This is a genomic window from Bacillus sp. 1NLA3E, from assembly GCF_000242895.2.
Classification (GTDB): domain Bacteria; phylum Bacillota; class Bacilli; order Bacillales; family Cytobacillaceae; genus Bacillus_BU.
This window is the reverse complement of the sequence record NC_021171.1, coordinates 3,986,706-4,013,535: the sequence shown is the minus strand read 5'-3', so window position 1 is coordinate 4,013,535 and position 26,830 is coordinate 3,986,706. Positions and strand designations below refer to the sequence as shown.

Annotated in this window: 30 protein-coding genes; 24 read left to right on the top strand and 6 right to left on the bottom strand. The window is 37.7% G+C overall.

The annotated features are described in order from the left end of the window. The first annotated feature begins 190 nt into the window (after window positions 1–190). The gene (gene kapD / locus B1NLA3E_RS19325) at window positions 191–811 is read left to right on the top strand and encodes a 3'-5' exonuclease KapD (RefSeq protein WP_015595501.1); all 621 of its coding nucleotides are present in this window, start codon (window positions 191–193) and stop codon (window positions 809–811) included. Between the two features lie 40 nt (window positions 812–851). Here the strand turns inward: kapD and B1NLA3E_RS19320 are convergent, their stop codons facing one another. Beyond that, window positions 852–1,232 carry a kinase-associated lipoprotein B gene (locus tag B1NLA3E_RS19320; protein WP_015595500.1) on the bottom strand — a complete coding sequence of 127 codons (381 nt, stop codon included), beginning with the start codon at window positions 1,230–1,232 and terminating at the stop codon, window positions 852–854. 156 nt (window positions 1,233–1,388) lie between these two features. On the opposite strand from B1NLA3E_RS19320, the gene B1NLA3E_RS19315 reads away from it, so the two are divergent. The 3 genes from B1NLA3E_RS19315 to B1NLA3E_RS19305 all read left to right on the top strand — a co-directional run bounded on the left by B1NLA3E_RS19315 (window position 1,389) and on the right by B1NLA3E_RS19305 (window position 3,098). Continuing rightward, window positions 1,389–2,135 carry a peptidylprolyl isomerase gene (locus B1NLA3E_RS19315; RefSeq protein ID WP_015595499.1) on the top strand — a complete coding sequence of 249 codons (747 nt, stop codon included), beginning with the start codon at window positions 1,389–1,391 and terminating at the stop codon, window positions 2,133–2,135. 92 nt (window positions 2,136–2,227) lie between these two features. Then, window positions 2,228–2,434, top strand: coding sequence for a hypothetical protein (locus B1NLA3E_RS19310; RefSeq protein ID WP_041580699.1), 207 nt, complete (start codon window positions 2,228–2,230; stop codon window positions 2,432–2,434). Window positions 2,435–2,585: 151 nt separating this feature from the next. Beyond that, entirely contained in the window at window positions 2,586–3,098 is a 513-nt protein-coding gene (locus B1NLA3E_RS19305; RefSeq protein WP_041580697.1) for a superoxide dismutase family protein, read from the top strand. A 65-nt stretch (window positions 3,099–3,163) separates the two neighbouring features. On the opposite strand, the gene B1NLA3E_RS19300 is transcribed toward B1NLA3E_RS19305, so the two are convergent. Both B1NLA3E_RS19300 and B1NLA3E_RS19295 read right to left on the bottom strand, forming a co-directional pair. Further along, complete coding sequence (locus B1NLA3E_RS19300; RefSeq protein ID WP_015595496.1) at window positions 3,164–4,333, bottom strand: MalY/PatB family protein; 1,170 nt, start codon at window positions 4,331–4,333, stop codon at window positions 3,164–3,166. 109 nt (window positions 4,334–4,442) lie between these two features. Continuing rightward, window positions 4,443–5,258: an alpha/beta fold hydrolase gene (locus B1NLA3E_RS19295; RefSeq protein WP_041580696.1), complete on the bottom strand. Its 816-nt coding sequence runs from the start codon at window positions 5,256–5,258 to the stop codon at window positions 4,443–4,445. Window positions 5,259–5,459: 201 nt separating this feature from the next. Here B1NLA3E_RS19295 and B1NLA3E_RS19290 point away from each other — a divergent pair, with 201 nt between their 5' ends. Together B1NLA3E_RS19290 and B1NLA3E_RS19285 are read left to right on the top strand one after the other, a co-directional pair. Continuing rightward, window positions 5,460–5,960, top strand: coding sequence for an Lrp/AsnC family transcriptional regulator (locus B1NLA3E_RS19290; protein ID WP_015595494.1), 501 nt, complete (start codon window positions 5,460–5,462; stop codon window positions 5,958–5,960). Then, the gene (locus tag B1NLA3E_RS19285; RefSeq protein WP_015595493.1) at window positions 5,960–7,147 is read left to right on the top strand and encodes an aminotransferase; all 1,188 of its coding nucleotides are present in this window, start codon (window positions 5,960–5,962) and stop codon (window positions 7,145–7,147) included. Before B1NLA3E_RS19290 ends, B1NLA3E_RS19285 begins: the two co-directional genes overlap by 1 nt. A gap of 123 nt (window positions 7,148–7,270) precedes the next feature. On the opposite strand, the gene B1NLA3E_RS19280 is transcribed toward B1NLA3E_RS19285, so the two are convergent. Continuing rightward, window positions 7,271–7,636 carry a helix-turn-helix domain-containing protein gene (locus B1NLA3E_RS19280; protein ID WP_041580694.1) on the bottom strand — a complete coding sequence of 122 codons (366 nt, stop codon included), beginning with the start codon at window positions 7,634–7,636 and terminating at the stop codon, window positions 7,271–7,273. Window positions 7,637–8,107: 471 nt separating this feature from the next. On the opposite strand from B1NLA3E_RS19280, the gene yugI reads away from it, so the two are divergent. After that, window positions 8,108–8,521 (top strand): S1 domain-containing post-transcriptional regulator GSP13, encoded by a 414-nt coding sequence (gene yugI / locus B1NLA3E_RS19275; protein WP_015595491.1) that lies wholly within the window; start codon window positions 8,108–8,110, stop codon window positions 8,519–8,521. Between the two features lie 534 nt (window positions 8,522–9,055). Then, the gene (locus B1NLA3E_RS19270) at window positions 9,056–10,261 is read left to right on the top strand and encodes an ornithine--oxo-acid transaminase (RefSeq protein ID WP_041581226.1); all 1,206 of its coding nucleotides are present in this window, start codon (window positions 9,056–9,058) and stop codon (window positions 10,259–10,261) included. 110 nt (window positions 10,262–10,371) lie between these two features. Here B1NLA3E_RS19270 and B1NLA3E_RS19265 read toward each other — a convergent pair whose 3' ends face one another. Continuing rightward, window positions 10,372–10,605, bottom strand: a complete 234-nt coding sequence (locus B1NLA3E_RS19265) for a DUF378 domain-containing protein (protein ID WP_015595489.1) — start codon at window positions 10,603–10,605, stop codon at window positions 10,372–10,374. 161 nt (window positions 10,606–10,766) lie between these two features. Between B1NLA3E_RS19265 and B1NLA3E_RS19260 the strand changes: the two genes are divergently transcribed. From B1NLA3E_RS19260 to B1NLA3E_RS19250, 3 genes are all read left to right on the top strand, one after another. Then, window positions 10,767–11,930 (top strand): iron-containing alcohol dehydrogenase, encoded by a 1,164-nt coding sequence (locus B1NLA3E_RS19260; RefSeq protein WP_015595488.1) that lies wholly within the window; start codon window positions 10,767–10,769, stop codon window positions 11,928–11,930. Between the two features lie 154 nt (window positions 11,931–12,084). Further along, entirely contained in the window at window positions 12,085–13,431 is a 1,347-nt protein-coding gene (locus tag B1NLA3E_RS19255; RefSeq protein ID WP_015595487.1) for a glucose-6-phosphate isomerase, read from the top strand. Between the two features lie 97 nt (window positions 13,432–13,528). Further along, entirely contained in the window at window positions 13,529–13,939 is a 411-nt protein-coding gene (locus tag B1NLA3E_RS19250; RefSeq protein WP_015595486.1) for a YugN-like family protein, read from the top strand. Window positions 13,940–13,995: 56 nt separating this feature from the next. On the opposite strand, the gene B1NLA3E_RS19245 is transcribed toward B1NLA3E_RS19250, so the two are convergent. Then, window positions 13,996–14,811, bottom strand: coding sequence for a potassium channel family protein (locus B1NLA3E_RS19245; protein ID WP_015595485.1), 816 nt, complete (start codon window positions 14,809–14,811; stop codon window positions 13,996–13,998). Between the two features lie 115 nt (window positions 14,812–14,926). On the opposite strand from B1NLA3E_RS19245, the gene B1NLA3E_RS19240 reads away from it, so the two are divergent. From B1NLA3E_RS19240 to B1NLA3E_RS19180, 13 genes are all read left to right on the top strand, one after another. Beyond that, the gene (locus tag B1NLA3E_RS19240) at window positions 14,927–15,286 is read left to right on the top strand and encodes a P-II family nitrogen regulator (RefSeq protein ID WP_015595484.1); all 360 of its coding nucleotides are present in this window, start codon (window positions 14,927–14,929) and stop codon (window positions 15,284–15,286) included. 5 nt (window positions 15,287–15,291) lie between these two features. Next, the gene (locus B1NLA3E_RS19235) at window positions 15,292–16,596 is read left to right on the top strand and encodes an ammonium transporter (RefSeq protein ID WP_015595483.1); all 1,305 of its coding nucleotides are present in this window, start codon (window positions 15,292–15,294) and stop codon (window positions 16,594–16,596) included. Window positions 16,597–16,787: 191 nt separating this feature from the next. Next, window positions 16,788–17,117 (top strand): hypothetical protein, encoded by a 330-nt coding sequence (locus B1NLA3E_RS19230; protein ID WP_015595482.1) that lies wholly within the window; start codon window positions 16,788–16,790, stop codon window positions 17,115–17,117. Window positions 17,118–17,406: 289 nt separating this feature from the next. Next, window positions 17,407–19,452: a BglG family transcription antiterminator gene (locus B1NLA3E_RS19225; protein ID WP_015595481.1), complete on the top strand. Its 2,046-nt coding sequence runs from the start codon at window positions 17,407–17,409 to the stop codon at window positions 19,450–19,452. A 37-nt stretch (window positions 19,453–19,489) separates the two neighbouring features. After that, the gene (locus B1NLA3E_RS19220; RefSeq protein ID WP_015595480.1) at window positions 19,490–19,942 is read left to right on the top strand and encodes a PTS sugar transporter subunit IIA; all 453 of its coding nucleotides are present in this window, start codon (window positions 19,490–19,492) and stop codon (window positions 19,940–19,942) included. 50 nt (window positions 19,943–19,992) lie between these two features. Continuing rightward, window positions 19,993–20,277 (top strand): PTS sugar transporter subunit IIB, encoded by a 285-nt coding sequence (locus B1NLA3E_RS19215; protein ID WP_015595479.1) that lies wholly within the window; start codon window positions 19,993–19,995, stop codon window positions 20,275–20,277. Between the two features lie 145 nt (window positions 20,278–20,422). After that, window positions 20,423–20,704 (top strand): PTS sugar transporter subunit IIB, encoded by a 282-nt coding sequence (locus B1NLA3E_RS19210; protein ID WP_015595478.1) that lies wholly within the window; start codon window positions 20,423–20,425, stop codon window positions 20,702–20,704. Between the two features lie 74 nt (window positions 20,705–20,778). Beyond that, the gene (locus B1NLA3E_RS19205) at window positions 20,779–22,050 is read left to right on the top strand and encodes a PTS galactitol transporter subunit IIC (RefSeq protein ID WP_015595477.1); all 1,272 of its coding nucleotides are present in this window, start codon (window positions 20,779–20,781) and stop codon (window positions 22,048–22,050) included. A gap of 351 nt (window positions 22,051–22,401) precedes the next feature. Further along, window positions 22,402–23,448 carry a galactitol-1-phosphate 5-dehydrogenase gene (locus B1NLA3E_RS24980; protein ID WP_015595476.1) on the top strand — a complete coding sequence of 349 codons (1,047 nt, stop codon included), beginning with the start codon at window positions 22,402–22,404 and terminating at the stop codon, window positions 23,446–23,448. Between the two features lie 6 nt (window positions 23,449–23,454). Next, window positions 23,455–24,486, top strand: a complete 1,032-nt coding sequence (locus B1NLA3E_RS24975) for a zinc-binding dehydrogenase (RefSeq protein ID WP_015595475.1) — start codon at window positions 23,455–23,457, stop codon at window positions 24,484–24,486. Window positions 24,487–24,951: 465 nt separating this feature from the next. Continuing rightward, on the top strand, window positions 24,952–25,413 hold the full coding sequence (rpiB, locus tag B1NLA3E_RS19190) for a ribose 5-phosphate isomerase B (protein ID WP_015595474.1): 462 nt from the start codon (window positions 24,952–24,954) through the stop codon (window positions 25,411–25,413). Window positions 25,414–25,425: 12 nt separating this feature from the next. Then, window positions 25,426–26,079, top strand: coding sequence for a transaldolase family protein (locus tag B1NLA3E_RS19185; RefSeq protein ID WP_015595473.1), 654 nt, complete (start codon window positions 25,426–25,428; stop codon window positions 26,077–26,079). Window positions 26,080–26,099: 20 nt separating this feature from the next. After that, window positions 26,100–26,780, top strand: a complete 681-nt coding sequence (locus B1NLA3E_RS19180; protein ID WP_041581220.1) for a ribulose-phosphate 3-epimerase — start codon at window positions 26,100–26,102, stop codon at window positions 26,778–26,780. The last annotated feature ends 50 nt before the right edge of the window (window positions 26,781–26,830 follow it).

Below are 26,830 nucleotides of genomic sequence, written 5' to 3'. Positions count from 1 at the left end.
ATAGGCGGGCGCCTTCCGCCTTTCTTATCAAAATTAAAAAGTTCTTTTTCTTAGAATAGTTTTAATCAATAAACATTATATTAAAGAAAAATTTAAAAAATTATCTTAGTTCATGTTATAATAATCTTAATAATTTTTTTTGGTCTCATATTTATGCGTATTTATTGGACAAAAGAAAGTAGGTGATTCGATGAGGGGAAGCCATCAATATTTATTTATTGATTTTGAGTTCACAATGCCTGAAAAAAGTGAAAGATATAAAGGTTTTTACCCTGAGATCATTGAGGCTGGGATTGTTTCTGTGGTGGATGATAAAGTCCAGGAGCAGTTTTCTTCGTACGTTACTCCAATCCGATTTCCTATTTTAAGTGAACGTTGTAAATCATTCTTACGTATTTCTCAAGGACAAGTGGAACAAGGAATCCCATTTCAAGATTTGATCCGCAAAATGAACGAACTAAATAATAGTTATCCGAGTTCGATTATCACATGGGGCAATATGGACATGAGGGTACTTCGAAATAATTGCCATCATGCCGATTTAATGTTTCCGTTTACCGGGAAAGAAATCGACCTTTCTATGGAATATAAACGTTTTTTTGGTGATCAAAATCAAACTGGATTATGGAAGGCTGTCCAAGAGTATGGCAAAGAAGGAACAGGTAAACACCATAGGGCTCTTGACGATGCGATGACGACGTTTAATATTTTCAAATTGGTTGAAAAGGATAAAAAATATTTAGAAAAACCGAAACCACCAACTATTGGTGATCGAGTGGACTTCTCCAAACTATTTAATAAATTTGCATAAAAAAGCCAAATCACCTATAAATTGATTTGGCTTTTAATTTTTAATTAAAATATTCTTTTTCTAATTCAATTAATAACTGTAGACTTTGGTCTGCCCATGGAGTTGCCTGCTCTTGTAGTTCTAGCTTCATTTTTTCAACAGCTTCTTTTAAAGATGGGATGTACTCAGGTAAAGCTTCTGTGTATGGTTTGACCATTTGCTTCGGGACATTTGTTTGTTCCCTAAAGGCTAAAGCGCGGCGTTGGTGGAAAAAATCAACATTGGCATCCTTTGGATGATGTAGGTCACCTTGCATCGGGTGTTTTGCTACAGCCAATACTCGAACTAAATAATGCTGTGGACGAATGTCAGTAATTTCCCCAAGGTATTTCCCGGTTTTATAAATAGCTGAAACTTTATCTCCTATGATTAATTCGTTCATTTGATTTCCCCCTATGATTTATTATCATCAATACTACCAATAATTTTGCTGATCTCAAAATAAACGAGTCAAGAATATGGTATCAACTAGTATTCAAATATAGCTGTTCGTGGGTATAATATTACTGGCAGACTAAGAAGTTCAAAGGAGTAGATTATGAAAATAAGATTATTTATAGTGATGTCGACAGTTATGGTATTATTGGTAGCTTGTGGTACAGGCACTCAAAAACAAGAGTCAAAGCAAAATGACAGTGTTAAATCAAATCAATCAGAAACAAAACAGAATGCAGAACAGCCTGCATTACCTGAGGGTGTTTATCCTCAGCTAACGAACGAAGTTCAAGCAAATGAAAAATTGGTGGAAATGAATACCTCAATGGGAGTGATAAAAATTAAATTATTCCCAGCGTATGCTCCAAAAGCAGTGGAAAACTTTGTAACACACAGTAAACAGGGCTACTACGATGGATTAACTTTTCACCGTGTCATTAAGGATTTTATGATTCAAGGTGGGGACCCACGCGGAAATGGTACAGGAGGAGAAAGTATTTATGGCGGTACATTTGACGATGAAATAACCGACAAGCTTTACCATATTCGAGGTGCCCTTTCAATGGCAAACTCTGGTCCGGATACGAATGGGAGTCAATTTTTTATCGTGCAAAATCCAACGGTAGACGCTCAATCCAAGGCTCAAATGGAAAAGGATGGATATCCAAAAGAAATAATGAAAGCATATGAAAATGGTGGAACGAGTTTTCTTGATTTTAGTTATACGATATTTGGACAAGTCATTGAAGGTATGGATGTAGTGGATAAAATTGCTAATGTTGAGACTGGAGCAGATGACAAGCCGAAAGATGCTGTCATTATAAAAAATATTACTGTTATTAAAGAGTAAGGCTAGGATAAACCTTTTTGTTTGACCCGAGTGGATTACTTGTTGCTATAATAAACAAGGGGATCCTGCCAATAGGCAGAAGGGGGATAAACATGATAAAAGGGTATGTGTTGGGACTATTTTTATATTTTCCGGAAGATAAATCAGAATATATTCCTGCTGCTATTACTTGCATTATTTTTCTTATCGGGGCAGTCTTTACGATGAAGCTTATTATTAAGGTGTCCAAACGTGAAGAAAAAAAGGCCAAAGAGTTGGAAGACAAATTAAAACAAGAAGGTATAACGAAGGACAGCTAAAATAGGCTGTTCTTCTTTTTTTTAGAGCAGGAACGCGGCAAAAGCGAGTTAGCTTTACGACTTCAAAACCTGTTGAAGTGATTTAATCGATTAGTAGCAGCTAAATATGGCAATACTAAACGCAAATTGCTTTTTGGGGATGGTGCATGAAATGAAAAGGCTACTATTGTTACTTCCGATTCTTTTAATGACGGGTTGTGCAGAGGAGAACCCAACTAAGCTGGATGTCGAAATGTTTAATTCAGTAGGAGATTCAATTGGGACAATAAAACTCCAGGAGCAATCAAGTGGCGTTAAGATGGCAATTGACTTAAAGGGATTACAGCCGGGGGAGCATGCCATTCATATTCATGATAAGGGTAAATGTAAAGGACCGGATTTCCAAACGGCAGGAAACCACTTGAACCCCGAAAATAAAGAACACGGCCTGCTCCATCCGAAAGGACCACATGCAGGTGATTTGCCCAACTTAATTGTAGACGATGAAGGAAAAGTAAGTGCTGAATTAATGGCTCCCCAAGTAACTTTAAAGGATGGGAAAAATTCTTTATTAACTTTGAATGGAACTTCGATTGTCATCCATGAGGAAAAAGATGACGGTATGAGCCAGCCTTCAGGTGACTCTGGAGCAAGAATAGCCTGCGGTAAAATTCCTGAAAAATAATCCAGACCAATAAGGTTTGGATTATTTTTATTCAGGAAAAAATACTGTAATCAACCTCCCAATAACTATTCAAATGATTTTTGTAATCGTTTCAGGCCATCTAACAATATTTCCTGAGGGCAGGCAAGATTCATACGAACAAAGCCCTCTCCACCCTGTCCGTATTTAGCACCTGGTTCGAGAGCGAGTTTACCTCTTTTCAATAATCTCTCTTTAATCTCATTGTCCGAAAAACCAAGATTTCGACAATCAAGCCAAAGTAAATAGGTACCCTCAGGCTCCATCACTGAAATTGCGGGAACATTCTTTTCAATATATCTTTTGGCTATCGAAACATTTTCCGATAAATAGGATAGTAATTCCTCTAACCATTTCTCTCCGTATCGATAAGCAGCTTCCATCGCCGTAATACCAAAGAGATTTAAGGAAAAGAAACCCTGTCTGTGTTGGAACTTTTTGATATATGCCCTCCATTTTGGGTTAGGGATAATCATGGCACTAGCTTGTAGACCTGCAATATTAAAGGTTTTGCTTGGTGCGACACAAGTAATAACATTTTGTTCTAGTTCTGGGCTTAAGGATGCAATTGGGATATGGATTGCAGGTTTAAAAACAAGGTCCGAATGGATTTCATCCGATAAAATCTTACAATTATATTTTAAGCAAAGCTTACCAATCTGCAGTAGCTCTTCTTTTGTCCAAACTCGTCCGCCTGGATTATGTGGATTGCAAAGCAGAAAGAGTTTGACTCCTTGTTTCAAGTTCTGTTCAAATAAATCAAAATTGATTTGAAAGCGATGATCCTGAGTTTCTAAAGGAGTATTGACCATGATTCGTCCGTTTCTTTCGATCATATCAAAGAATGGCGTATAAACTGGTGATTGCAGCATTACCTGTTCCCCCGGATTGGTTAACGCTTGAATGACGGTACTAATGGCGGGAACAACCCCAGAAGAGTATTCTATCCAGGGGGTATCGATCTTCCAATTGTGGCGGAGCGCCATCCAATTATGAATGGCGTCCCCTGTTGATGGTGGGATAAAAGTATAACCATAAATACCGTGTTCTGCTCTGTGTTGAATTGCATTCATCACTTCTTGCGGAGGCTGAAAATCCATATCGGCAACCCACATTGGCAATAAATCATCTGTTCCAAAAATTTTCTTAGTCATTTCCCATTTCACTGAAGCTGTTTGGGTTCTGTTAAATATTTTATGAAAATCACTTGATGCCATTCCAACACCACCTAGCTAATTATTTTAGTTTATAACCTTATAATAAATTAATTTTAATTAAATAAATAGGTTAGGCAAAAAACGAGGTATCCCACCTGAGGGTCATGATTTAATTTTGAATAAATCTCTTTATGTGATTATAAACCTGATCTGGCCTTTCTTCAGGGACAAGGTGCCCTGTATCCTTAAGGATAATCAATTTCGAGTTTCCTAAATCTCGGTGAAGGCGATGACCAACTGATAATGGCACCACTCGATCGTGCTCACCCCAAATTAGTAAACATGGTGTGTTAATTTTTTTTAAAACAGACACGGATAAATCTCCTTCACGATCACGAATCATTCGTGTTAAGGCTCGGAAAATATCTTCTTCTAAAAAAGGCTGCATATAACCGAACATCATCTCGTCATCAATCATTTTTTGATCATAAACAACCGTTTGGAGATTGTGTTTAACCCCAGATTTAATTAACCGAAGCTTAACAATTAAATAAAAAAATGGGAGATAGCTAGACAAAATTAATGAGGATTTTGATCGTTTTAAATAGCTAGAACTACACAGTAGAACGTTTTTTTCGACTAAATCAGGACGTAGATAAGATACATTTAAACAAATCTGTCCGCCCATTGAGTGTCCAATCATTGTTACTTGTGTGAGATCCAATCCTTCAATTAATTGAATGACTGTCTGTGCCATATTTTCGTATGAATAGATAAACTTTTTCGATTTACCACTTTTCCCAAAGGGGGGGAGGTCAACGGTTATAACATTGTAGTCCTTCTTTAAAAGAGGGATGAGACGCCTAAAACTAAAGGACGATGAAAGAAAACCGTGTACAAGAACGATTGTTTTCTGTGTTTCTGCACCTTGATAATATTCATAATAAATATTAATTCCATTTACTTCTTTTTCGTTAGTAACCATTGTTATCCCCCTTACTTTCATATAACTAAGAAAGTTTAATGTTGCCGTCGGATCCGATTCACTGCTTTTTTTGAATTATTTTTCCCAAGAGTAAATTTATTCACACATCTTCCGTCTAACTTTGGTAAAATGAAAAAATGAACTAAATATTCTTTCAATCCAAATGGTATTGATTCAATTTTAAACTAAGGGGGGAGTTTCATGCAGCTTTCTGAAAAAGAGCTTGAGGTGCTTGAAATTCTGGAGAAAAATGCTCGGATTTCCACTGAGGACCTAGCTAAAATGGTCGGAGTCCAAATGGAACAAGCTGATGAAATCGTTCATAAGCTTCAGGAACAAAAGGTCATTGTTCTTCACACGTCAATTGTTGATTGGTCCAAGGTTGACGGACATGAAGGGGTAACAGCTATGATAGATGTAAAAGTTACGCCAAAACGTGGCGTAGGGTTTGATGAGATTGCCCAAAGAATTTATCGATTTAAGGAAGTTAAGTCCTTGTATTTAATGTCAGGGGCATACGATTTATCTGTCGTTATTGAAGGTCAATCCATGAATGAAGTGGCACGGTTTGTTTCACAAAAACTTTCTACACTTGATTCAGTCCTTTCAACAACAACACATTTCATCTTGAAAAAATATAAACATGATGGAACGATATTCGAACAAACCGATGATGATAAACGGATTGTGGTGTCTCCTTGATGAAGAAAACAAATGCGTACCTTGCAAAAAATGTTGAAAATATGAAGCCATCTGGTATTCGTCGTTTTTTTGATTTAGCTGCAGGAATGGAAGGTGTCGTTTCACTTGGAGTTGGAGAGCCTGACTTTGTCACATCCTGGTCTGTAAGGGAAGCCGCAATTTTATCACTTGAGCAAGGCTATACTTCCTATACTGCAAATGCAGGACTATTACAGCTAAGACAGCTTATTTCAAAGTATATGGATGATCACTTTGATGTCCATTACAATCCAAATTCAGAAATAGTTGTTACAGTAGGAGCAAGCCAAGCAATCGATTTAGCATTAAGGGCAATCCTTAATCCAGGTGACGAGGTTATCGTGGTAGAACCGTGTTTTGTTTCTTATTCTCCACTGGTTGATTTGGCTGGGGGAAAAGCAATTCAGGTACAGGCGACGAAGGAAAATGATTTTAAAATTAAACCTGCTCAATTAGAGAGTGTCGTTTCATATAAAACAAAAGCTTTGTTAATTTGTTCTCCAAATAACCCAACCGGAACGATGCTGAATCGGGAAGACTTGCTTGAAATTGCCCGCTTCGCAGAAAAACATGACTTACTTGTCATTTCCGATGAAATCTATGCAGAGCTTGTCTATGATGAAGAGTACACAAGTGTTGCAGCAATTAAAGATATGTGGGAGCGAACTATTTTAATATCAGGTTTTTCAAAAGCTTTTGCGATGACGGGTTGGAGACTTGGTTTTGTTTGTGCACCTGAAGAAATTTCCCAAGCTATTTTAAAAATCCATCAATATGCAATGATGTGTGCACCAACTATGGCGCAATATGCTGCGATCGAAGCTTTGAAAACGGGAGAGTCTGATGTGGAAGACATGAGGAAAAGCTACCGCCGTCGCCGAAATTATATTGTTCAAACCTTGAATGAAATAGGTTTAACTTGCCATAATCCAGGTGGCGCATTTTATGCTTTTCCATCGATCGAAATAACCGGGATGTCTTCTGAGGAATTTGCAGAAAACCTGCTCCTTGAAGAAAAGGTTGCGGTTGTCCCAGGCAGTGTGTTTGGTGAGAGTGGTGAAGGCCATGTCCGTTGTTCATACGCTTCCTCAATGGAACAGCTCCAAGAAGCGATGTTGCGAATCAAAAGGTTTATTTCAAAACATAGCTTACAAAAAGAAGTATACTAAAACGAATATAAATAGAAAAAAATAAAAAAGGGACATACCCAATGAGTATGTCCGATAAAGGGGGGAATACAAGAAAGCCTTATGGTGTAAGGTTTTCCAGTTCCCTCCTTTTTTATACATATGTTAGTGTTGGTTTTTATTTTTAATTTCAGACATCATTTGCATAACACGGAGATAATCTTCTTCGTCTAGTTCTTTTATTTTTCTAAGAACTAACTTGGCTTTTTTCGTCCCAATTTCACGTACCAATTGTTCAGTTTCATGGTCAATTCCAGAAGGGCTTAATTGAAATTCTTTTTCAAGAAGCTCAGATGCAGGAATATCTAATACGGTAGAAATATTTAATATTGTTTGTGTATCAGGTCTTCGCTCACCCGATTCGAACTTTTCAACGGTTTGTAGTCCGACACGAATCTTTCGCGCAAGTTCTTGTTGTGTAATGTTTTGTCTTTCACGACATAGTTTAATATTTTGTCCGATCGTTGACATAATCATGTCACCTCTTTGACACATTTTTCTTTTTATAAATGGCTCTGTTAAACTAGAATGTTGATTTCCGTTCCAGGCGCTTCGCGCACCTTAGGGGCGGGCGGTGAGCCTCCTCGGCGCTAAAGCGCCTGCGGGGTCTCACCTGTCCCGCTACTCCCGCAGGAGTCTTCGCGCCTTCCACTCAAATCAACATTGTTCAAAAAATCAACATTGAGCTTTAACACAGCCTTATAAATAAGAGACTGGAATAACTAAACTTTTTTTCTTAATTGTACCACCCTTCTATAAAATATCATGATTGTAAGCGTGAACAATCGGTTAAAAATATGTTTTAATATTATGAAAAATGCTGAAAATGAAACTTAATGATTTAATATGTTGCGGTTCCTTTGATTACTTGTTTACACTGTGGTATAATTGTATATTGCGTATATATGGGATAAAATAAAAATTAAATTTAGGAGTGTTTCTATGTCAGACACTATTCAAGTAGGAAGTATTATCGTAGGAAAGGTGACGGGAATTCAGCCATATGGTGCCTTTGTTTCTCTTGATGAGAATACCCAAGGACTCGTTCATATTTCAGAAATTACCCACGGTTATGTAAAGGATATTAATGATCATCTTAAAGTGGGTGATGAGGTTAATGTAAAGGTACTTTCAATTGATAAAGAAGCTGGGAAAATTGGCTTATCAATTCGAGCAACTGAAGAGGCACCGGCCAATCAACCGGAAACGTCTAAACCTAAAAAACCAAAAAAACGTGCGGCGACAATCACACCAATTCAAAATGATCCTGAGTTGTCCCAAGGATTTAACACCCTTAAAGACAAGCTCCAAGAGTGGATTGACCAATCACAAAGAGAAGATTTAATTAAAAAGTAAAGATCGGCTAAAGATTTAAAAAGACCAATTCCGTCCCTATTTATAGGGAAGGAATTGGTCTTTTTTTCATAAAGTTCTGTTAAACTAGAATGTTGATTTCCGTTCCAGGCACTCGCTTTCCGCGGGGCGGGCGGTGAGCCTCCTCGGCGCTTAAGCGCCTGCGGGGTCTCACCTGTCCCGCTGCTCCCGCAGGAGTCTTCGCGCCTTCCACTCCAATCAACATGTGCTAAAAATCAGTATTGAGCTTTAACACAGCCTTTCAAAAAGTAAGAAAGTATAAAATTTTGAACTTAGCTAAGTGTCTAGCTCCAGCACCCGGCGCCTAGTGGACTTCATCCACCTCCTTAAAGATAAGTCAACATCGAATCACTTGCACTTTTCGTGTTTCCTTTATCAGTCATCAACACTTGAGCTACACAGCCTTTTCGTAAAATTTATCGATATATGGATAAGAATTATTTGTGTCACAAGTCCGAGAGACTTTAAAGGTGGGAAGGAGAGCGGTACAATTGAATCATACTAGTCATGACAGGGATGGAGGAAATTGATGTGACAAAATCACAAACGATTATTAACCTAACCGAAAAATATGGCGCCCATAATTATCACCCACTTCCTATCGTTATTTCCAAGGCAGAAGGAGTATGGGTTGAAAATCCTGAAGGCAGCAAGTTTATGGATATGTTAAGCGCGTACTCAGCAGTGAACCAAGGCCATCGACATCCAAAAATTATTCAAGCGCTGAAGGAGCAAGCTGATCGCGTGACACTAACTTCCCGTGCCTTTCACAATGAACTCCTTGGACCTTGGTATGAAAAAATAACTGCGTTATCAAAAAAGGAAATGTCACTCCCTATGAATACAGGTGCTGAAGCAGTTGAAACAGCTGTTAAAGCAGCGCGTCGCTGGGCATATGATGTAAAAGGTGTCCCGGAAAACCAAGCGGAAATCATTGCTTGCATCGGCAATTTTCACGGTCGGACGATGACGGCGGTATCATTGTCATCGGAAGAAGAATATAAACGAGGGTTTGGACCGATGCTTCCTGGCATTAAGCTGATTCCTTATGGTGATTTGGAAGCGCTAGCACAAGCGATAACCCCAAATACTGCTGCTTTTTTAATCGAGCCAATCCAGGGGGAAGCAGGAATTATTGTTCCACCGGCTGGATTCTTAAAACAAGCATTTGATTTATGCAAAAAAAATAATGTTTTATTTATTGCCGACGAAATTCAGGTAGGCTTAGGGCGAACAGGGAAAATGTTTGCCTGTGATTGGGAAGCTGTCGATCCAGATATGTTTATATTAGGGAAAGCCCTTGGTGGAGGTGTGTTCCCGATTTCCTGTGTTGTTTCGAGCAAAGATATTCTTGGGGTTTTTAACCCAGGTTCACATGGGTCAACCTTTGGAGGTAACCCGATGGCTTGTGCCGTTTCCCTGGCAGCGCTTGAGGTTACTGAAGAAGAAAAATTGGCCGATCGGTCGCTTGAATTAGGGGGATATTTCCTTAATAAGCTAAGAGAAATCGAAAATCCGATGATTAAAGAGGTACGTGGAAAAGGTTTGTTTATAGGTGTTGAACTCCGAGAGCCTGCCCGTAAATATTGTGAAAAATTAAAAGAACAAGGTCTTCTTTGTAAGGAAACCCATGAAACGGTCATACGATTTGCTCCACCGTTGATCATTACGAAAACAGAGCTAGATTGGGCGATTGATCGAATCAAAAACGTGCTGGGCTAAAATAATCGCAAAGGGACGACCCGAATTTGGAGTCATCCCTTTGCGATTTGTAGCTAAACGCGTGCCTTCTGCTTTTCTTATATGTCCAGCTCCAGGCGCCTTCCGCTTTTCTACCTGCTTGGACGGGATTCAGGTTCTCTTACAACTTCTTCACTTGGTTTGAATAGCAAACCTAAGTTAATTAAGCCGGCTATCCCGACTAATCCATAAACGATCCGTGATAGTGCTGAAGTTTGTCCCCCAAATATAGAGGCAACAAGATCAAATTGGAAAAAACCAATTAAACCCCAATTAATAGCACCAATAATCGTGAGAACTAGTGCAATGCGCTGAATCGCACTCATTAAAATTCCTCCTTATTAAATGAATTCACTTTTAGATTTGTACATAGAGGAAAATTTTATTCATCATCAACTCAATTAAATGAAAAGTTTTTTTGATATAGCAACTTCTTTGCAATTTAGGCGTAAATAGATAATAATAATGAACGAGGAAGGTGAAAAAATTGGATAATTTTACATACTGGAATCCTACAAAATTAATATTTGGAAAAGGTCAACTTGAAAGTCTAACAACTGAAATACCCCAATACGGAAAAAAGGTATTATTTGTATATGGTGGTGGAAGTATAAAAAAAAGCGGTTTATACGATAAAACGATCCGAACTCTTAAACAAACTGGTGCAGAAATTTTTGAGCTAAGTGGAGTTGAGCCAAATCCGAGGATTTCTACTGTTCGCAAAGGGGTGGAAATTTGCAAAAATGAAGGAATCGACTTTTTGCTGGCTGTTGGTGGTGGCAGTGTCATAGATTGTACAAAGGCGATTGCAGCTGGAGCAAAATATGATGGTGACGCCTGGGACTTGATTACAAAGAAAGCTGGCGTAAATGGTGCACTTCCATTTGGAACCGTGCTTACCCTCGCTGCAACAGGTTCTGAGATGAATGCTGGTTCTGTTATTACAAATTGGGAAACCAATGAAAAATATGGTTGGGGTAGTCCCTATGTATTTCCAAGGTTTTCAATCTTAGATCCAGAACATACTTTTACAGTGCCTTTAAAACAGACGGTTTATGGGATTGTTGACATGATGGCACATGTGTTGGAACACTATTTCCATCTAGAAGAAAATACTGTGCTTCAGGACAGAATGTGTGAATCACTATTGATAACAACTATGGAAACAGCCCCCAAATTGTTAGAAAACCTGGAAAGCTATGAGCATCGGGCAACCATTTTATATAATGGAACAATGGCGTTAAATGGGATGCTTTCAATGGGATACAGCGGAGATTGGGCGACCCATAATATTGAACATGCGGTTTCAGCTGTTTATGATATTCCACATGGTGGGGGTCTTGCTATTCTTTTTCCAAACTGGATGAAACATAATTTACATGTAAAGCCTGAGCGATTTGCTCAACTTGCTGAACGAGTTTTTGGAATAGACGCTACTGGAAAAAGTGCCGAAGAAGTAGGTTTAGCGGGAATAGAGAAGCTTCGTGGATTTTGGAGTAGTCTTGGTGCCCCGGCGCGTTTGGCTGATTATGAAATCGATGATAGTCAGTTAGATGTTATGGCTGATAAAGCGATGATAAACGGAGAATTTGGTAAGTTTAAACACCTAAATAAAGATGATGTTTTGTCAATTTATCGGGCATCCTTATAAAATATGACATGATTTACTTAGAATCACAAAGATAGTGTAGAATAATGTAAAAATGTTTTCACTTTGATCACGCTTACAGTGAAGAATGATTCTTGATTATCCCAGCTTCATTCGTTAAAGTGAAAAGGAATAAAAAATAAACGGAGGATCATACATGACACATGTTCGTTTTGATTACTCAAAAGCCCTTCAATTTTTTGGAGAGCATGAGGTTACATATTTAAGGGATTTCGTTAAAGTTGCTCACCATTCTTTACATGAGCAAACTGGAGCTGGAAGTGATTTTTTAGGCTGGATTGACCTTCCTGTTAATTACGATAAAGAAGAGTTTGCGCGTATTCAAAAAGCTGCTGAAAAAATTAAATCTGATTCAGATGTGCTTCTAGTTATTGGCATTGGCGGATCGTATTTAGGTGCACGCGCTGCTATTGACATGCTTAATCACAGTTTTTATAATGCTTTACCAAAAGAAACTCGCAAAACCCCTCAAGTTATCTTTGTTGGAAATAATATTAGTTCAACTTATATGAGAGATGTAATGGATCTTCTAGAAGGCAAAGACTTCTCTATTAATGTCATCTCTAAATCTGGAACAACTACAGAACCAGCACTTGCTTTCCGTATTTTCCGGAAGCTTCTTGAAGAAAAGTACGGTGTTGACCAAGCGCGTGAGCGTATTTACGCTACAACAGATAAAGCTAGAGGAGCTTTGAAAACTCTCGCAACAGAAGAAGGCTTCCAAACCTTTGTGATTCCAGATGATGTAGGTGGAAGATATTCTGTTCTAACTGCAGTAGGGTTATTGCCGATTGCTGCTACTGGTGCTGATATTGATGCCATGATGAAGGGGGCTGCTCAAGCTAGAGAGGATTTCGGAAAATCTGAATTGGAAGAGAATGCTGCTTACCAATATGCTGCAGTCCGTAATGTTCTTTATAATAAGGGTAAAACAATTGAAATGCTTATCAACTACGAGCCAGGCTTACAATATTTCTCCGAATGGTGGAAGCAATTGTTTGGCGAAAGTGAAGGAAAAGATCAAAAAGGAATTTTCCCTTCATCGGCAAACTTCTCAACTGATTTGCATTCACTTGGCCAATATGTCCAAGAAGGTCGCCGTGATTTGTTTGAAACGATTGTAAAAGTTGAAAAGTCACGTCATGAACTTACAGTTGAGGAAGAAAGTAATGATCTTGATGGTTTGAATTACCTTGCAGGGAAAACCGTTGATTTCGTTAATAACAAAGCGTTTGAAGGAACGATGCTTGCCCATACTGATGGCGGAGTACCAAATCTTATTGTTTCGATTCCATCGATGGATGAATATACATTTGGTTATTTGGCGTATTTCTTTGAAAAAGCTTGTGCAATGAGTGGATATTTATTAGGAGTGAACCCGTTTGATCAACCTGGAGTTGAAGCTTATAAAGTGAATATGTTTGCTTTATTAGGAAAACCAGGGTTTGAAGCGAAAAAGGCAGAACTCGAAAAAAGATTATAATAAGGGCAAATGAAAGATGACTCAGAAATCATTTCTGGGTCATCTTTCATTTTTTTTAGGGGAAACTAACCTTAAAAGCTTTGAAAGGCGGTAACATATGATCGAAATTCTTTCTCGACTTGAAGGGGAACACTTTGACTTGTTTAAACTTGAGCAAAAGTTAAAACCAAAAGGCTACTCGATCGGCGGAAATTGGGATTATGATCAGGGGGCATTTGATTATAAAATGACTGATGATGGCGCCTATCGGTTTTTACGACTGCCGTTTACAGCCGTTGATGGACAGCTAGATGATTCCAATTGTACAGTGGAGTTTGGAAGACCTTATTTATTATCTCATGTGTACCAACAGGGTCTAGTTGATCAAGCTCACAGTGATAATTCCTCAGCTACATTTAATCAATTTCAAGAACCAGTAGATAAAGATGGGGAGATTCCAGAAAATTACCTAGAGATGGGAAAAGCGTTAGTCAAAGAACTCGAAAGTCTGCTGTTAGTGCAAACTTGAATTATTCGAGAAACGCTCCATCAGTAGGATTGATAAAAGCCTGCTGGTGGATTAGTTTATATTTTACCTAGCATCGCTGTGCTAATAATCTTATTCGATCTGATTACTTCATCTGCACCGGCGCGCCCTGCGTTTAAAACCTGTTCGGTAGTTAAAATTTCCACAATACACTTTACAGAAGGATTAAGGCCTTTTATGGCTAACAATGTTAATATGGTATGCATGTCTGTTTGGAGCTCGTCTTTATTGGGGTCCGCGGTAATTATCACACATTCGGCAGCATGTAAATTAGCGTTGATTAGTGTTTCATCACGATTGGATCTTCCCTTAATAAAATGGACATTAGGTTGTTTAACAGGGAGGTTTCCCAATGAGTCATCGATTAATATCATTTGTTTACCTTTATCCTCTTTCGATAAAATTTCTACCATTTCCCGTGAACGTTCATTCCAACCAATAATGATTAAATGACCTCTCCCTTTATATAGACGCTTCCCTTCTAAATATTCGTTTTGTTTTGTTACAGCGATAGTTGCCAAATTACTAAAATAGAAAGTGAGAAAACTAGCTCCTAAGAAAATGAGAAATATTCCAGCAATCCTCCCTAGTATTGATTTTGGTACAAAGTCCCCATAGCCGACTGTAGAGGCAGTCACGATGGCCCACCAAATTCCATCAAATACTGTTGGAAAATTGGTTGGTTCAATTAAATGAATAAACATTCCGAATATAACCATTATGAAAAAGGCCATAAATAAAATTCTGATAACAAGTGGGAATCTTAAAAAATAGTTATAGACATTCTGGGACAAACGGATCACCTCGAGTGGAAACTTTCTATCTTCAGTATTGACGAAATATCTGATTAGCATAATAAAGTATTTAGACTGAAAATTTTAAATTATTTGTATTGACACTTTCTATTTTATTGTTATAATTCATAACGGAATAGTGTTATAAAACCTTACATACGAATTGAGGAATACAATGAAAAAAATTGAGGCAATCATAAGACCGGAAAAGATTACTGAAACAATAAAAGGATTGAAAAGTATTGGAATAACAGGATTTACGGTGTCTCAAATAGTTGGTAGAGGAAAGCAAAAGGATACTCAAGGAGTTTACCGAGGGAAAAATTATCAAGTTACTCTGCATCCAAAAGTAAAACTTGAAATTGTTTTATCTGACTATATGGTTGAATTAACAATAAATGCGATTATGAAATCAGCACAAACTGGAGAAGACGGGGATGGGAAAATTTATGTCTACCCAATTATTGAAGCCTATAATATTCGGACTGGCACTTCGGATTTATCAATTGATGACCTTGTAAATCGAAAGGGGTAAAAAACGTGAAGTTAATGTATGTGAATACCATTTGGGTAGTCCTTGCAGCTGCGATGGTTTTGTTCATGGAAGGTGGCTTCAGCCTTCTTGAATCGGGCTTTGTTCGGACTAAAAATGCTGTAAATGTGACGATGAAGATTTTTGTTGACTTGACGATTGGCGCTCTAGCCTTTTGGTTAATCGGTTTTGGTATCATGTTTGGTAAAGATTCATTCGGATTAGTGGGGACCACGTTATTCGGAAGTCCGGAAAAAATCCACCTTTCAATGTCATTACCGAGTGGAGCGTTTGTACTGTTCCAAATGGGTTTTGCAGTTGCTTGCATTTCGATTGTGTCAGGTGCAGTCGCCGAAAGAATGAATTTTAAGGCTTATATACTAACGGCGGCTTTAATTACGATTGTTATTTACCCTCTATCTGGTCATTGGTTTTGGAATCCCAATGGCTGGTTATCGAAGCTTGGAGTGGTGGATTTTGCTGGATCAGCTGCTATTCATGCAGTCGGAGGCTTTGCTGCTTTGGCAATGGCGAGAGTTTTGGGTCCTAGAAAAGGTAGATTTAATTCGGACGGGAGTGCAAATGTATTTGCACCTAGTAATATTCCGTTGGCTTCAGCTGGAGCGTTTATTTTGTGGTTCGGCTGGTTTGGTTTTAATGCAGGTAATACATTAGATGCTTCTAATCCAGCGTTAGCCGCAATCGCCATTAATACGATGCTTGCAGGAGCAAGTGGTGGAACTGCCGCACTCTTCCTAACGATGAAAAAGTTTGGAAAAGCAGATCCAAGTATGACGATTAACGGTGTCCTATCAGGATTAGTGGCGGTGACAGCAGGTTGTGCAACTATATCTCAATGGAGTGCAATCGCTATTGGGATTATCAGTGGGGTCATCGTCATCTATGCAACACTCCTGATTGATCATCTGAAAATTGATGATCCAGTAGGTGCCGTCTCTGTCCATGGCTTTAATGGTATGTTTGGTACAATCGCGGTTGGTCTGTTTGATTCGACCCACGGTTTATTTACTACAGGAAATGCTTCATTATTAGGGATCCAACTTTTAGGTGCAGTAGTTGCTTGTACTTGGGGATTTGTTGGTGGGACTTTTATGGCTAAAGTAGCAGAAAAAACGACTGGACTTCGTGCAACAGAACGCGAAGAGGATGAAGGATTAGACATGTCTTATCACGGAATCCCAGCTTACAACGAGCTAGAACGATTTACTGATTTACCGACTAGCCTGTATAATTTTGAAGAAACAACAGGGATCATGGTTGCTCCAGCAAAAGTGAAAAAAATTGTTGGGTGATACTTTGAATTTATTTTAATTGAGTTAGCTCATATTTTTGGGCTAGCTTTTTTTTTGCATTTCTAAGATTTAAAATACTGGTCATTTTCATTTTGTTATTTAAATATATTATTATTTTTCATATTCATACATGCTCGCTGGCTCAACTTGGGTTAAAATTAAAAATATAATGGTTCAAAGAGGTGCTTGGTGTGAAAATAATAGATATGGAAGCAGACTTATATTGTGTTCATTGTGAAGAAGAAGTATCTCATAAACTTGCTTATATTAATAATAGGTTGTCTCATGTAGAGTGCGAGATGTGCCACCGGGTCGTTGAGATGTCAGTGGATGTCACTAGAGAGATGTATAAAGAATTATACGAGCGGATTTCTACGAAGCCAACTCGGATTACCGAAGAATATCGTAAAGACTTAAGCCACTTTTTGTTAACCTTTCCACTAAGAGTTGTAAGCAAGCCTTTTCGAATGTTAAAGGAAATCCATGATACTAGAAAAATAGTGAAAAACTATAAATGGTGAAAGTAGAATCGATAAGAACTTGGCTGTATTCAGTCGGGTTCTTATCTTTTTTTGAGGAAAAGGGGGGGAGCGGCGCATAAATGAATCAACTTAGTGATATGTCGTGAGAAATATACATCTTTCACTTTATATTTTTGCGAATGTCATATTATTTCCTTATTGAGAAATAGTAAAAATAGGAAAAATAAATTCTCATGCTGAACAATTCAAGCGCAACAAATGGTAATGAAAGCGTAAACAAAAGGTTTCATATACCTGTTAAACTATAAATAGATAAGGGGGAGACAACATGTATTTAGACGAAAGGAGTAACCTTTTATTAAATGAGGTTTTATCTAACCCCGAAATCTCAAATACTATTTTAGAAGAAAAACATCAACTATCTCGAAGACAAGTGAGTTACAGTTTTAAAAAAATTAATGATTGGCTAGATGGGAAAAACTATCCGACTATAAAAAGAACAAATAGCGGAAAGTTCATCGTCAATCCAAAATTATTAGACCTGCTAGCGAAAAAAACGGAGAGAACAAATAGTAAGTATATTCCTTCTGAAAAAGAACGAGCCCAACTCATCTTATTAATGATTTTAAGCAGTGATGAAGAATTATCACTAATTCATTTCACAACTGCAATGGAAGTGAGCAAAAACACAGTCCTTCGTGATTTGAAATATGCTCAGAATATTATCAATCCGTATCAACTAGAAATAGACTATTCAAGAATTCATGGCTATGATTTGGCAGGCAGTGAATGGGATAAAAGAAAACTACTTATCGATATATTACAGTCGATATTTGGCATCTACAACGGAGAAGGTTATATTGAACAACTGATCCGAATTTCCAAAACTGAAATTGACGAATTAAGAAGCCAGATGGAAGATGTAGAAACAAAATTACATCTTAAATTTATTGACGAAAAAATTAAGATTCTTCCATACGTAATTGCTATTCTTTTGAAAAGGATCAAAAGAGACAAGTTAATAACCGATTCTTACCATATCGATTATAAAGAGTTGTCGGATACAAAAGAATATGAAGCAGCAGAATTATTAATACAAGACGTTAACAAAATTCCAGAGGCAGAGCGATTGTTCTTAACCTTGCAGCTGCTTACATCAAATGTTTTATCATCACAGTTTTTAACGGATACTGAAATTCCTCAGCTAAGAAAAGCTTTGGAAGAAAGCTTAAATTTATTCGAGAAAAAAGCATGTGTAACGCTAAAGGATAAGGACATATTACTGCAAAGATTAATTCAACATATGAAACCGGCATATTACCGAATTAAATATCATTTGACCACCAACTATTCTGTATTAGAAAAAGTTAGCGATCAATTTGAAGCCGTTCATTATATAGTTAAGGATTCTATTAAGCCATTTGAAGATTATATCGGTTCTGAAATTCCGGAAAGTGAAATTATGTTTATCACCATTTATATTGGTGGACATTTAATTAATATTGGCGAAACCATCCATATCAAGAAAAAAGCAGTGGTTGTTTGTCCGAATGGTGTTTCGATTTCGAAGCTAATGGAAAATACATTACGAGGGTTATTTCCAGAATTTTATTTTTACGATGCGTTATCCGTTCGAGAATTTGAACTGCTGAAAATGGAAACAGATATCGTATTTTCACCAGTACCGTTGCAAACCGATAAACAATTATTTATTGTTGACAGGTTTATTACCGAGTATGAAAAGGTGCAATTACGCCAAAGAGTTATGAAAGAAATTTTTGGTTTAAACTCATCTGTTATCAATGTTGATCAAATCATGAACATTATCGAAAAATATGTAAAGATCGAGGGAAAACAATCATTAATGAATGCCTTACAGGATTATTTTTCAACACAAGAAACGAGCGAAAAACAACAGAAGCATGGGTTTACTCTATCAGACTTGATTACTCCCGAACGAATCATCTTAAGAGATAATGTAGAAAATTGGCAAGAAGCTATTTCAATCGCATCGGAACCTTTGTTAAGTAAGGGAATCATAACAGAAACCTATGTAGAAGCTATGCAAAGTCAATATCCGACCATGTCTCCGTTTATCGTTTTAAGAACCAATATCGCCATTCCACATGCAAGTCCAGACGAAGGTGTTAATTCAATTGGAATGAGTTTGTTGAAAATAAAAAATGGTCTCGAGTTTGAAGAGAATCACAAAGTACACTTAGTCGTTGTTATCGCAGCAGTGGATAAAAATCAACATTTTAGTGCTTTGCTCCAATTAATGAAGCTATCTGGCGAGACTAACGATGTTAACAAGATCATTCAAATGAAAAATGAAAATGATATCCATCAAATGATTAAATCATATTCAATATAAAAATATATAGTCACCGGGTGCAAGGGAGAGAGATTCAATGTCTATAGAACAATTTTTAAAAGATGAATTGATTAAGGTTCATGTAAATTGTGAAAGCAAGGAACAGCTATTTGAAGTGTTGTACCAAGAAGCATTCAAAAAGGGATACGTAAGTGAAGCTTATTTGGAAAAAGTGAATGCAAGAGAAGCTATATTCCCAACAGGGTTAAATATGGATAAATATAACATAGCTATCCCTCATACAGATCCAGAATTTGTGTTTGAACAATTTATTGCAGTGGCAACTCTAGAGAAACCCGTTCCATTTTATTTAATGGATGATAACACCAAACAAGTTGATGTAAATGTGGTATTCATGTTAGGACTTAATGAACCACATAACCAATTAAACGTTTTACAACAGATCATTGGTGTCATTCAAGATGGCAGCAAGATTGAAGAATTATTACAATCATCAAACAGTACTGATGTTCGTGCAATTTTCGCCTAAAGGAAACTGAGATTCATTCGAAGTTTCAGATTTGAAAGGAGGTGAAAAAAGTGAAAAAGTATACAATACTAGTGGCTTGTGGGGCAGGAATCGCGACCTCAACTGTGGTATGTCAGAAGGTTGAGAATTTGGTGAAAGAACATAACATTAATGCAGAAATCATTCAATGTAAAATTGCCGAGGTTAAATCACGTCAACAAGGTGCCGATTTAATCGTATCAACAACTATTCTACCAACAACCTATGAAATTCCAGCAATCATTGCAACTGCTTATATTTCTGGAATTGGGATGGATAAACTAGATCAAAAAATTCTTGATCATCTAAAAGACTAATATGAAAAAAACTATGTAAACTCGTTCTAATCAATTTTATTATCATTATATTTTGGGGAAATTTCATACGGTTATAGCAGCTATTAAGTTTGGAAACAAAGCAAAATTAATTTTGCTATTAAAATAAATTTACGGGGGTAACATCATGAAAAAATTCACAATACTTGTAGCTTGTGGAGCAGGAATTGCAACTTCAACAGTAGTATGTCAGAAGGTTGAAACTTTGGTTAAGGAAAATAACATTAATGCAGAAATCATTCAATGTAAAATTGCCGAAGTTAAGTCACGTCAACAAGGTGCCGATTTAATCGTTTCGACAACCATTCTTCCGACAACTTATGAAATTCCAGCTATTATCGCTACTGCTTACATATCTGGAATTGGAATGGACAAATTAAGTCAAAAAATTCTTGATCATTTAAAATAAGAATTTTCATTCGTTTTAGCAATAATTTTTTATATATAAAAATAGAAAAATAGAACATTATTGGAGGTTTGAAAATGGACAAATTATTAGCTGGCGTCCAGTACGTACTAGGCCTTGGACCAACCGTTATTTTGCCGATTGCCATTGTTATTTTGGGAATGATCTTCAAAACTGGTTTCAAGAAAGCGTTTAAATCAGGGATTATCATCGGGATTGGCTTTGTTGGAATTAACTTAGTTATTGGCCTACTCGTTGATAACTTAGGACCAGCTGCGCAAGCAATGGTTGAACGTTTTGGATTAAACTTGACCGTTATTGATACTGGATGGCCATCAGCCGCTGCTCTTTCATGGGCATCTCCAGTTGCTGCAATTCTAATTCCTATTTGTTTAGTTGTTAATATTATCTTACTTCTATTAAAATTCACGAAAACGCTTAATATCGATATTTGGAACTACTGGCATTTCATTGCTGCCGGTGCTACAGGTTATATCGTTACAGGTAGCTGGTGGTTTGCCATTTTATGTGCGGTTATCTATGAAATCGCTGTCTTATATGTTGCTGACAAAACAGCTCCAATGGTTGGGAATTTCTACGGTCTTGAAGGTATTTCATTACCAACAGGTTCTACAGCAGCGTTCGCTCCAATTGGAATTTTAGTTGGTTGGTTAGTTTCGAAGATTCCTGGAATCAAAGATTTACATGCTGATCCTGAAACCATTCAAAAGCGCTTTGGTGTTTTTGGAGAACCAATGATGATGGGTCTTGTACTTGGTCTAGTTATTGGTGCATTAGCAGGTTATGATGTAGGCGGTATTCTTCATGTAGGTATTTCAATGGGCGCAGTTATGATGTTATTACCACGTATGGTTAAAATCCTGATGGAAGGTTTAATTCCAATTTCAGAAGCTGCACGTGATTTCTTACAAAAACGTTATGGCGAACGCGAAATCTATATCGGTTTAGACGCAGCTCTAGCTGTTGGGCACCCTGCTGTAATGTCTACAGCATTATTACTTGTACCAGTTACATTATTCTTAGCAGTTGTTTTACCTGGAAACAAAGTATTACCTTTTGGTGACTTAGCAACAATTCCATTCTATGTAGCGTTTGTTGTTGGTTCTAGAAAAGGTAACATTGTCCACTCATTATTAGCAGGTGTTGTGATGGTGGCGTTGTCATTATACATGGCAACTGACTTTGCTGCAGTACACACACTTATGATGGATGGTGCACAATTCAAAATGCCAGCAGGTGCAACACAAATTTCAAGCTTAGACCTTGGTGGTAACTTATTTAACTGGTTAATTCTTAAGTTCGCACAAGCTTGGCATGCCATTTTCTAATATTGATTAATCACTCTGTTAAAAGACTTACCAATAGTGGGGGACAAAAACCCCCCATTGTTGGAAGTTTATTTTTTTAAAAAAAATGTCTCTGTTAAGCTAGAATGTTGATTTCCGTTCCAGGCACTCGCTTTCCGCGGGGCGGGCGGTGAGCCTCCTCGGCGCTAAAGCGGCTGTGGGGTCTCACCTGTCCCGCTGCTCCCGCAGGAGTCTTCGCGCCTTCCACTCCAATCAACACTATGCAAAAAATCAACAATGGGCTTTAACACAGCCCCAAAAATAAAAATGGGAATTTGGATTTAGACGACTGTCTAGTTTCAACGCCCAGCGACTATTAGGAGGTCCTTTTTTGTGAAAGCAGCAGTCTTACATTCTGAAAATCATTTCATCTATCAAGATATTGAAATTGGTGAGTGTAAAGCAGACGAAGTCAAGATAAAGGTTATGGCCGCAGGAATTTGTGGCTCTGATACACATAAGATGGTCAGTAAATGGAAATACCCCCTACCAGCGATCATGGGTCATGAATTTTCTGGATACATTGTTGAAAAAGGAAACGATGTGACCAACGTGGAGATTGGTGACCGTGTACTTGCGATTCCTTTCCACCCTTGTAAAAAATGTGAGTATTGTCTTCGTGGTCAATACAACTTGTGTGAAGACCATGGCATGATTGGTAGTAAATCTTTTGGTGGGTTTGCGGAATACTGTAATTTACCTGCTGAGTATGTTCTTCCAATAGGCGACATGGATTATGAAGAAGCTGCCATGATTGAACCGCTAGCGGTTGCCTTGCACGGGGTTTTAAATATCGAACCTCGAATTGGAGATGTAGTAGCTGTCTTTGGTGTTGGGACCATCGGAATTTTAGCGATTCAATGGTTAAAAATTGCTGGTGCTAAAAAGATTATTGCGATTGATATTTCTGAGGAAAAACTAGCAGACGCAGTGGCAATGGGCTGCGAACGAACCATCAATCCACTTAAAGAAGATTTATTTGAAAAAATAAGTGAGTATACAAATGGATTTGGTGTTGATATTGCACTTGAGTGTGCAGGATCAAAAATTACCCAAGAACAATGCCTACTTGTTACTCGTAAAAAGGGCAAAATTGGGTACTTAGGAATTGCTTATGCTGATGTTACGCTCCATGAAAAGGCCTTTGAAAGTATTTTTAGAAAAGAACTGACTCTTAAAGGTTTCTGGAATTCTTATTCTGCACCATTCCCTGGTGAAGAGTGGAAAACAAGCATTGATTTTGTGAAAAAAGGAAGAATTCAGCTTAAAGAATTAATTTCTCATCGATATAAATTAGAGAATACGCAAAAGGCGTTTGATATGATGCTCAGTCGCAAGGAACCATACAACAAAGTATTGATTATTCCAAATGAGGTGTAAATTGAAATGAAAGCAGTAATGAAACTAGAACCCGGTTATGACAAAATGTCACTTGAGAATATTCCAGAACCGAATGTCTTTGATGATAAGGTTAAAATAAAAGTAGCTTACACCGGAATCTGTGGCTCTGATATCCACACTTTTAAAGGAGACTACAGCAACCCTAAAACGCCTGTTGTTCTTGGTCATGAATTTTCAGGTGTTGTTGTTGAAGTTGGACCAGACGTGAAAAATGTGAAGGTTGGCGATCGTGTAACAAGCGAAACTACCTATACAACTTGTGGAGCATGTGAGTACTGTCTAGAGGGCAATTATAATTTGTGTCCTGATCGTAAGGGGTTAGGAACTCAGGAAAATGGAAGTTTCGCAGAATATGTTATTTCCCGTGAGGAGAGTGTTCATGTACTGCCTGAAGAAGTCAGCCTTTTAGCCGCTTCTTTGACTGAGCCTTTAGCTTGTTGTGTACATGCTGTACTAGAGAAAACAACAGTGAGTGCAAAGGATAGAGTCCTAATCTTTGGACCAGGACCAATTGGTTTACTGCTTCTTCAAGTTGTAAAAGCACAAGGGGCATTTGTTATCATGTCAGGAATTACTAAGGATGCTAAACGGTTAGAATTAGCTAAATCTTTAGGTGCTGATGTCATTGTAGATACGCTACAAGAGGATCTTAAAGAGATAGTCCTTGCCAATACAAATGGTTATGGTGTTGATAAAATCTTTGAATGTTCTGGTGCAGTACCTGCGTTAAATTCAGGTTTGCCTCTTATGAAGAAAAAAGGAACATTTGTACAAGTTGGCCTGTTTGGTAATAAATTAAATGCAATCGATCAAGAATCGATCATCCAACGTGAGATCTCTTATGTTGGTAGCCGTTCACAAAAACCAAGTTCTTGGGTTATTGCTCTTGATCTATTAAAAAATAATAAAGTTGATACAGATAAAATGATTACCAAGATGGTTTCATTAGATGAATGGCGGACAGGCTTTGAAGCTGTTATGGCCGGAAATGAAATCAAGGTAATCGTAGAATCTTAAAAAAAGGCTGTTTTCGTCATCTTTTTTGCTATTTACTAAAATAAAAGAGTGGTTGATTTCCGCTCCAGGATGCTCGCTTTCCGCGGGGCGGGCGGTGAGCCTCCTCGGCGCTTAAGCGCCTGTGGGGTCTCACCTGTCCCGCTGCTCCCGCAGGAGTCTCGCACCTTCCGCTCCAATCAACTTTCTTCTAATAGGTTTCCTTTCCACAAAACCTATTAAAAAAACAACAATCTTTTAGAAAAGAGCCAAAAAAATAATAGTACCCTCATTTTCCTTTATTGGAATTGTGGGTACTATTTTTTTTGTAAAGGGCATGTTCCTTTAGTCTGGCTAAAAGTAAATTTTCATCACTGCGAACTACAATTATCGGTACACTAAATGGGATGAAACCGCATTCTTTATCATGTTTATTGGTGTTACTATTATGACAGGTCAAAGAAAAGAATGGCAGAAGGGGTGGAAAGTATGAAGCTGGCAATCGGTTGTGATCATGGTGGATTTCAATTAAAGGAAGCGATCAAAAAACACCTTATAGGAAAAAATATCGAAGTAGAAGATTTCGGTACATATAGCAAGGATAGTGTGAATTTTCCAGGTTACGCTTTAAAAGTTGGGAATGCTGTTACAACTGGAAATAGTGATTTAGGAATTCTTTGTTGTGGAACGGGAATTGGCATGTCAATTGCCGCAAATAAAATTGCAGGAGTTCGTGCTGCTGTCGTAACGGATACCTTTTCGGCACAAGCGACTAGGGAACACAACAATAGCAATATCCTTTGTTTAGGAGAGCGCGTAATTGGTGAAGGGTTAGCATTATTAATCGTTGATACATGGTTAGCTGCAAGCTTCCAAGGTGGCCGTCATAAAGAGAGAATAGACCAAGTGACGGATATCGAGCAGTCTCGAACTGACTCCTTATTATGTTAGGAGGACGGAGATATGTATTTAGATACAGCCAATATAGATGAAATTAAAGAGTCGTTTACTCTCGGCGTGATGAAAGGCGTCACAACTAATCCTTCTATTCTGCTTAAAGAAGGAAGAAAAAGAGAGTCTGTCATTAATGATATTCTCGGCAACAGTGAAGGAATCGTGTTTGTCCAAGCTGTTGGTGATAGCTGTGAAGAAATTTACAACGATAGCAAGGAAATTTTACAGTTGCATGAAACAAGGGTTGCTTTGAAGATTCCAGCAAACAGTGAGGGCTTAAAGGCCATTAAAAAGTTGAAAGGTGAAAATCCCCAGGTAGTGATTTTGGCAACAGCCATTTTTTCGGTCGAACAAGGTTTTCTAAGTGCGTTGGCGGGTTGTGATTTTATTGCTCCATACGTTAATAGAATGGAGAATAATAATATTGACCCTTATGAAGTCATTAGAAAAACAAGAAAAATATTTGATGATCGAAACTTACCTACCCAAATTTTGGCTGCCAGTTTTAAAAACACTAATCAAGTAGTTGATATTTTAGCGGCAGGAGCACACACGGCAACTGTACCATTTGATATTTTGAACAGTATGCTGAATAAAGTATTAGCAACAGCAAGTATCAAAAAGTTTAATCAAGACTGGGTAGAATTACAAGGGAAAATCTAAGTGTGGTAAAGGGTGATGTTATGCATTCAATCGCTGCATCAATAATGTGTGCTAATCAATTGAATCTAGCAGCTGAATTGCAAGAATTAGAGAAAGCTCAAGTGGAATTACTTCATTGCGATGTGATGGACGGGGTGTTTGTCCATAATTTAGCAATGGGACCTTATGTTTTGGAACAAATCAAAGCAGGTACAACAATCCCGCTTGATTTTCATTTGGCGACAGAAGAGCCTTCAAAATATATTGATATGTATTCATACATTCAGCCAGAATACATCTCGTTCCATGTTGAAGCGAGTGATCATATCGAACGCGATATTGATAAGATTCAAGAAAAAGGCATCAAACCTGTCTTGGCCTTAAGTCCGCAATGCCCCATCGAAATGATTACCCCTTATCTATCAAAGGTACCGGCGATTCTTATGATGACAGTTAATCCAGGTTTTGCAGGGCAAAAGTTTAATTATGATGTCTTAAAAAAAATTGATGAGTTGAATACCTTCATGGAAGGTTGGGAGGAAAAACCTTTAATCGAAGTGGATGGCTGTATCAATCAAAATACCATTCCTCTTTTAGTAGATAAAGGGGCCAATATTTATGTGTTGGGGACCTCAGCCTTGTTTAATACCAATAATGGGTCATTCAAACAAAAGGTTGATAGTGTACGAGAGTTATTTTTAGAAAAACGTCTGAATCTTTAAGAACGTTCTAATAAAAAGGCTCTGTTAAACTAGAATGTGGATTTCTGCTC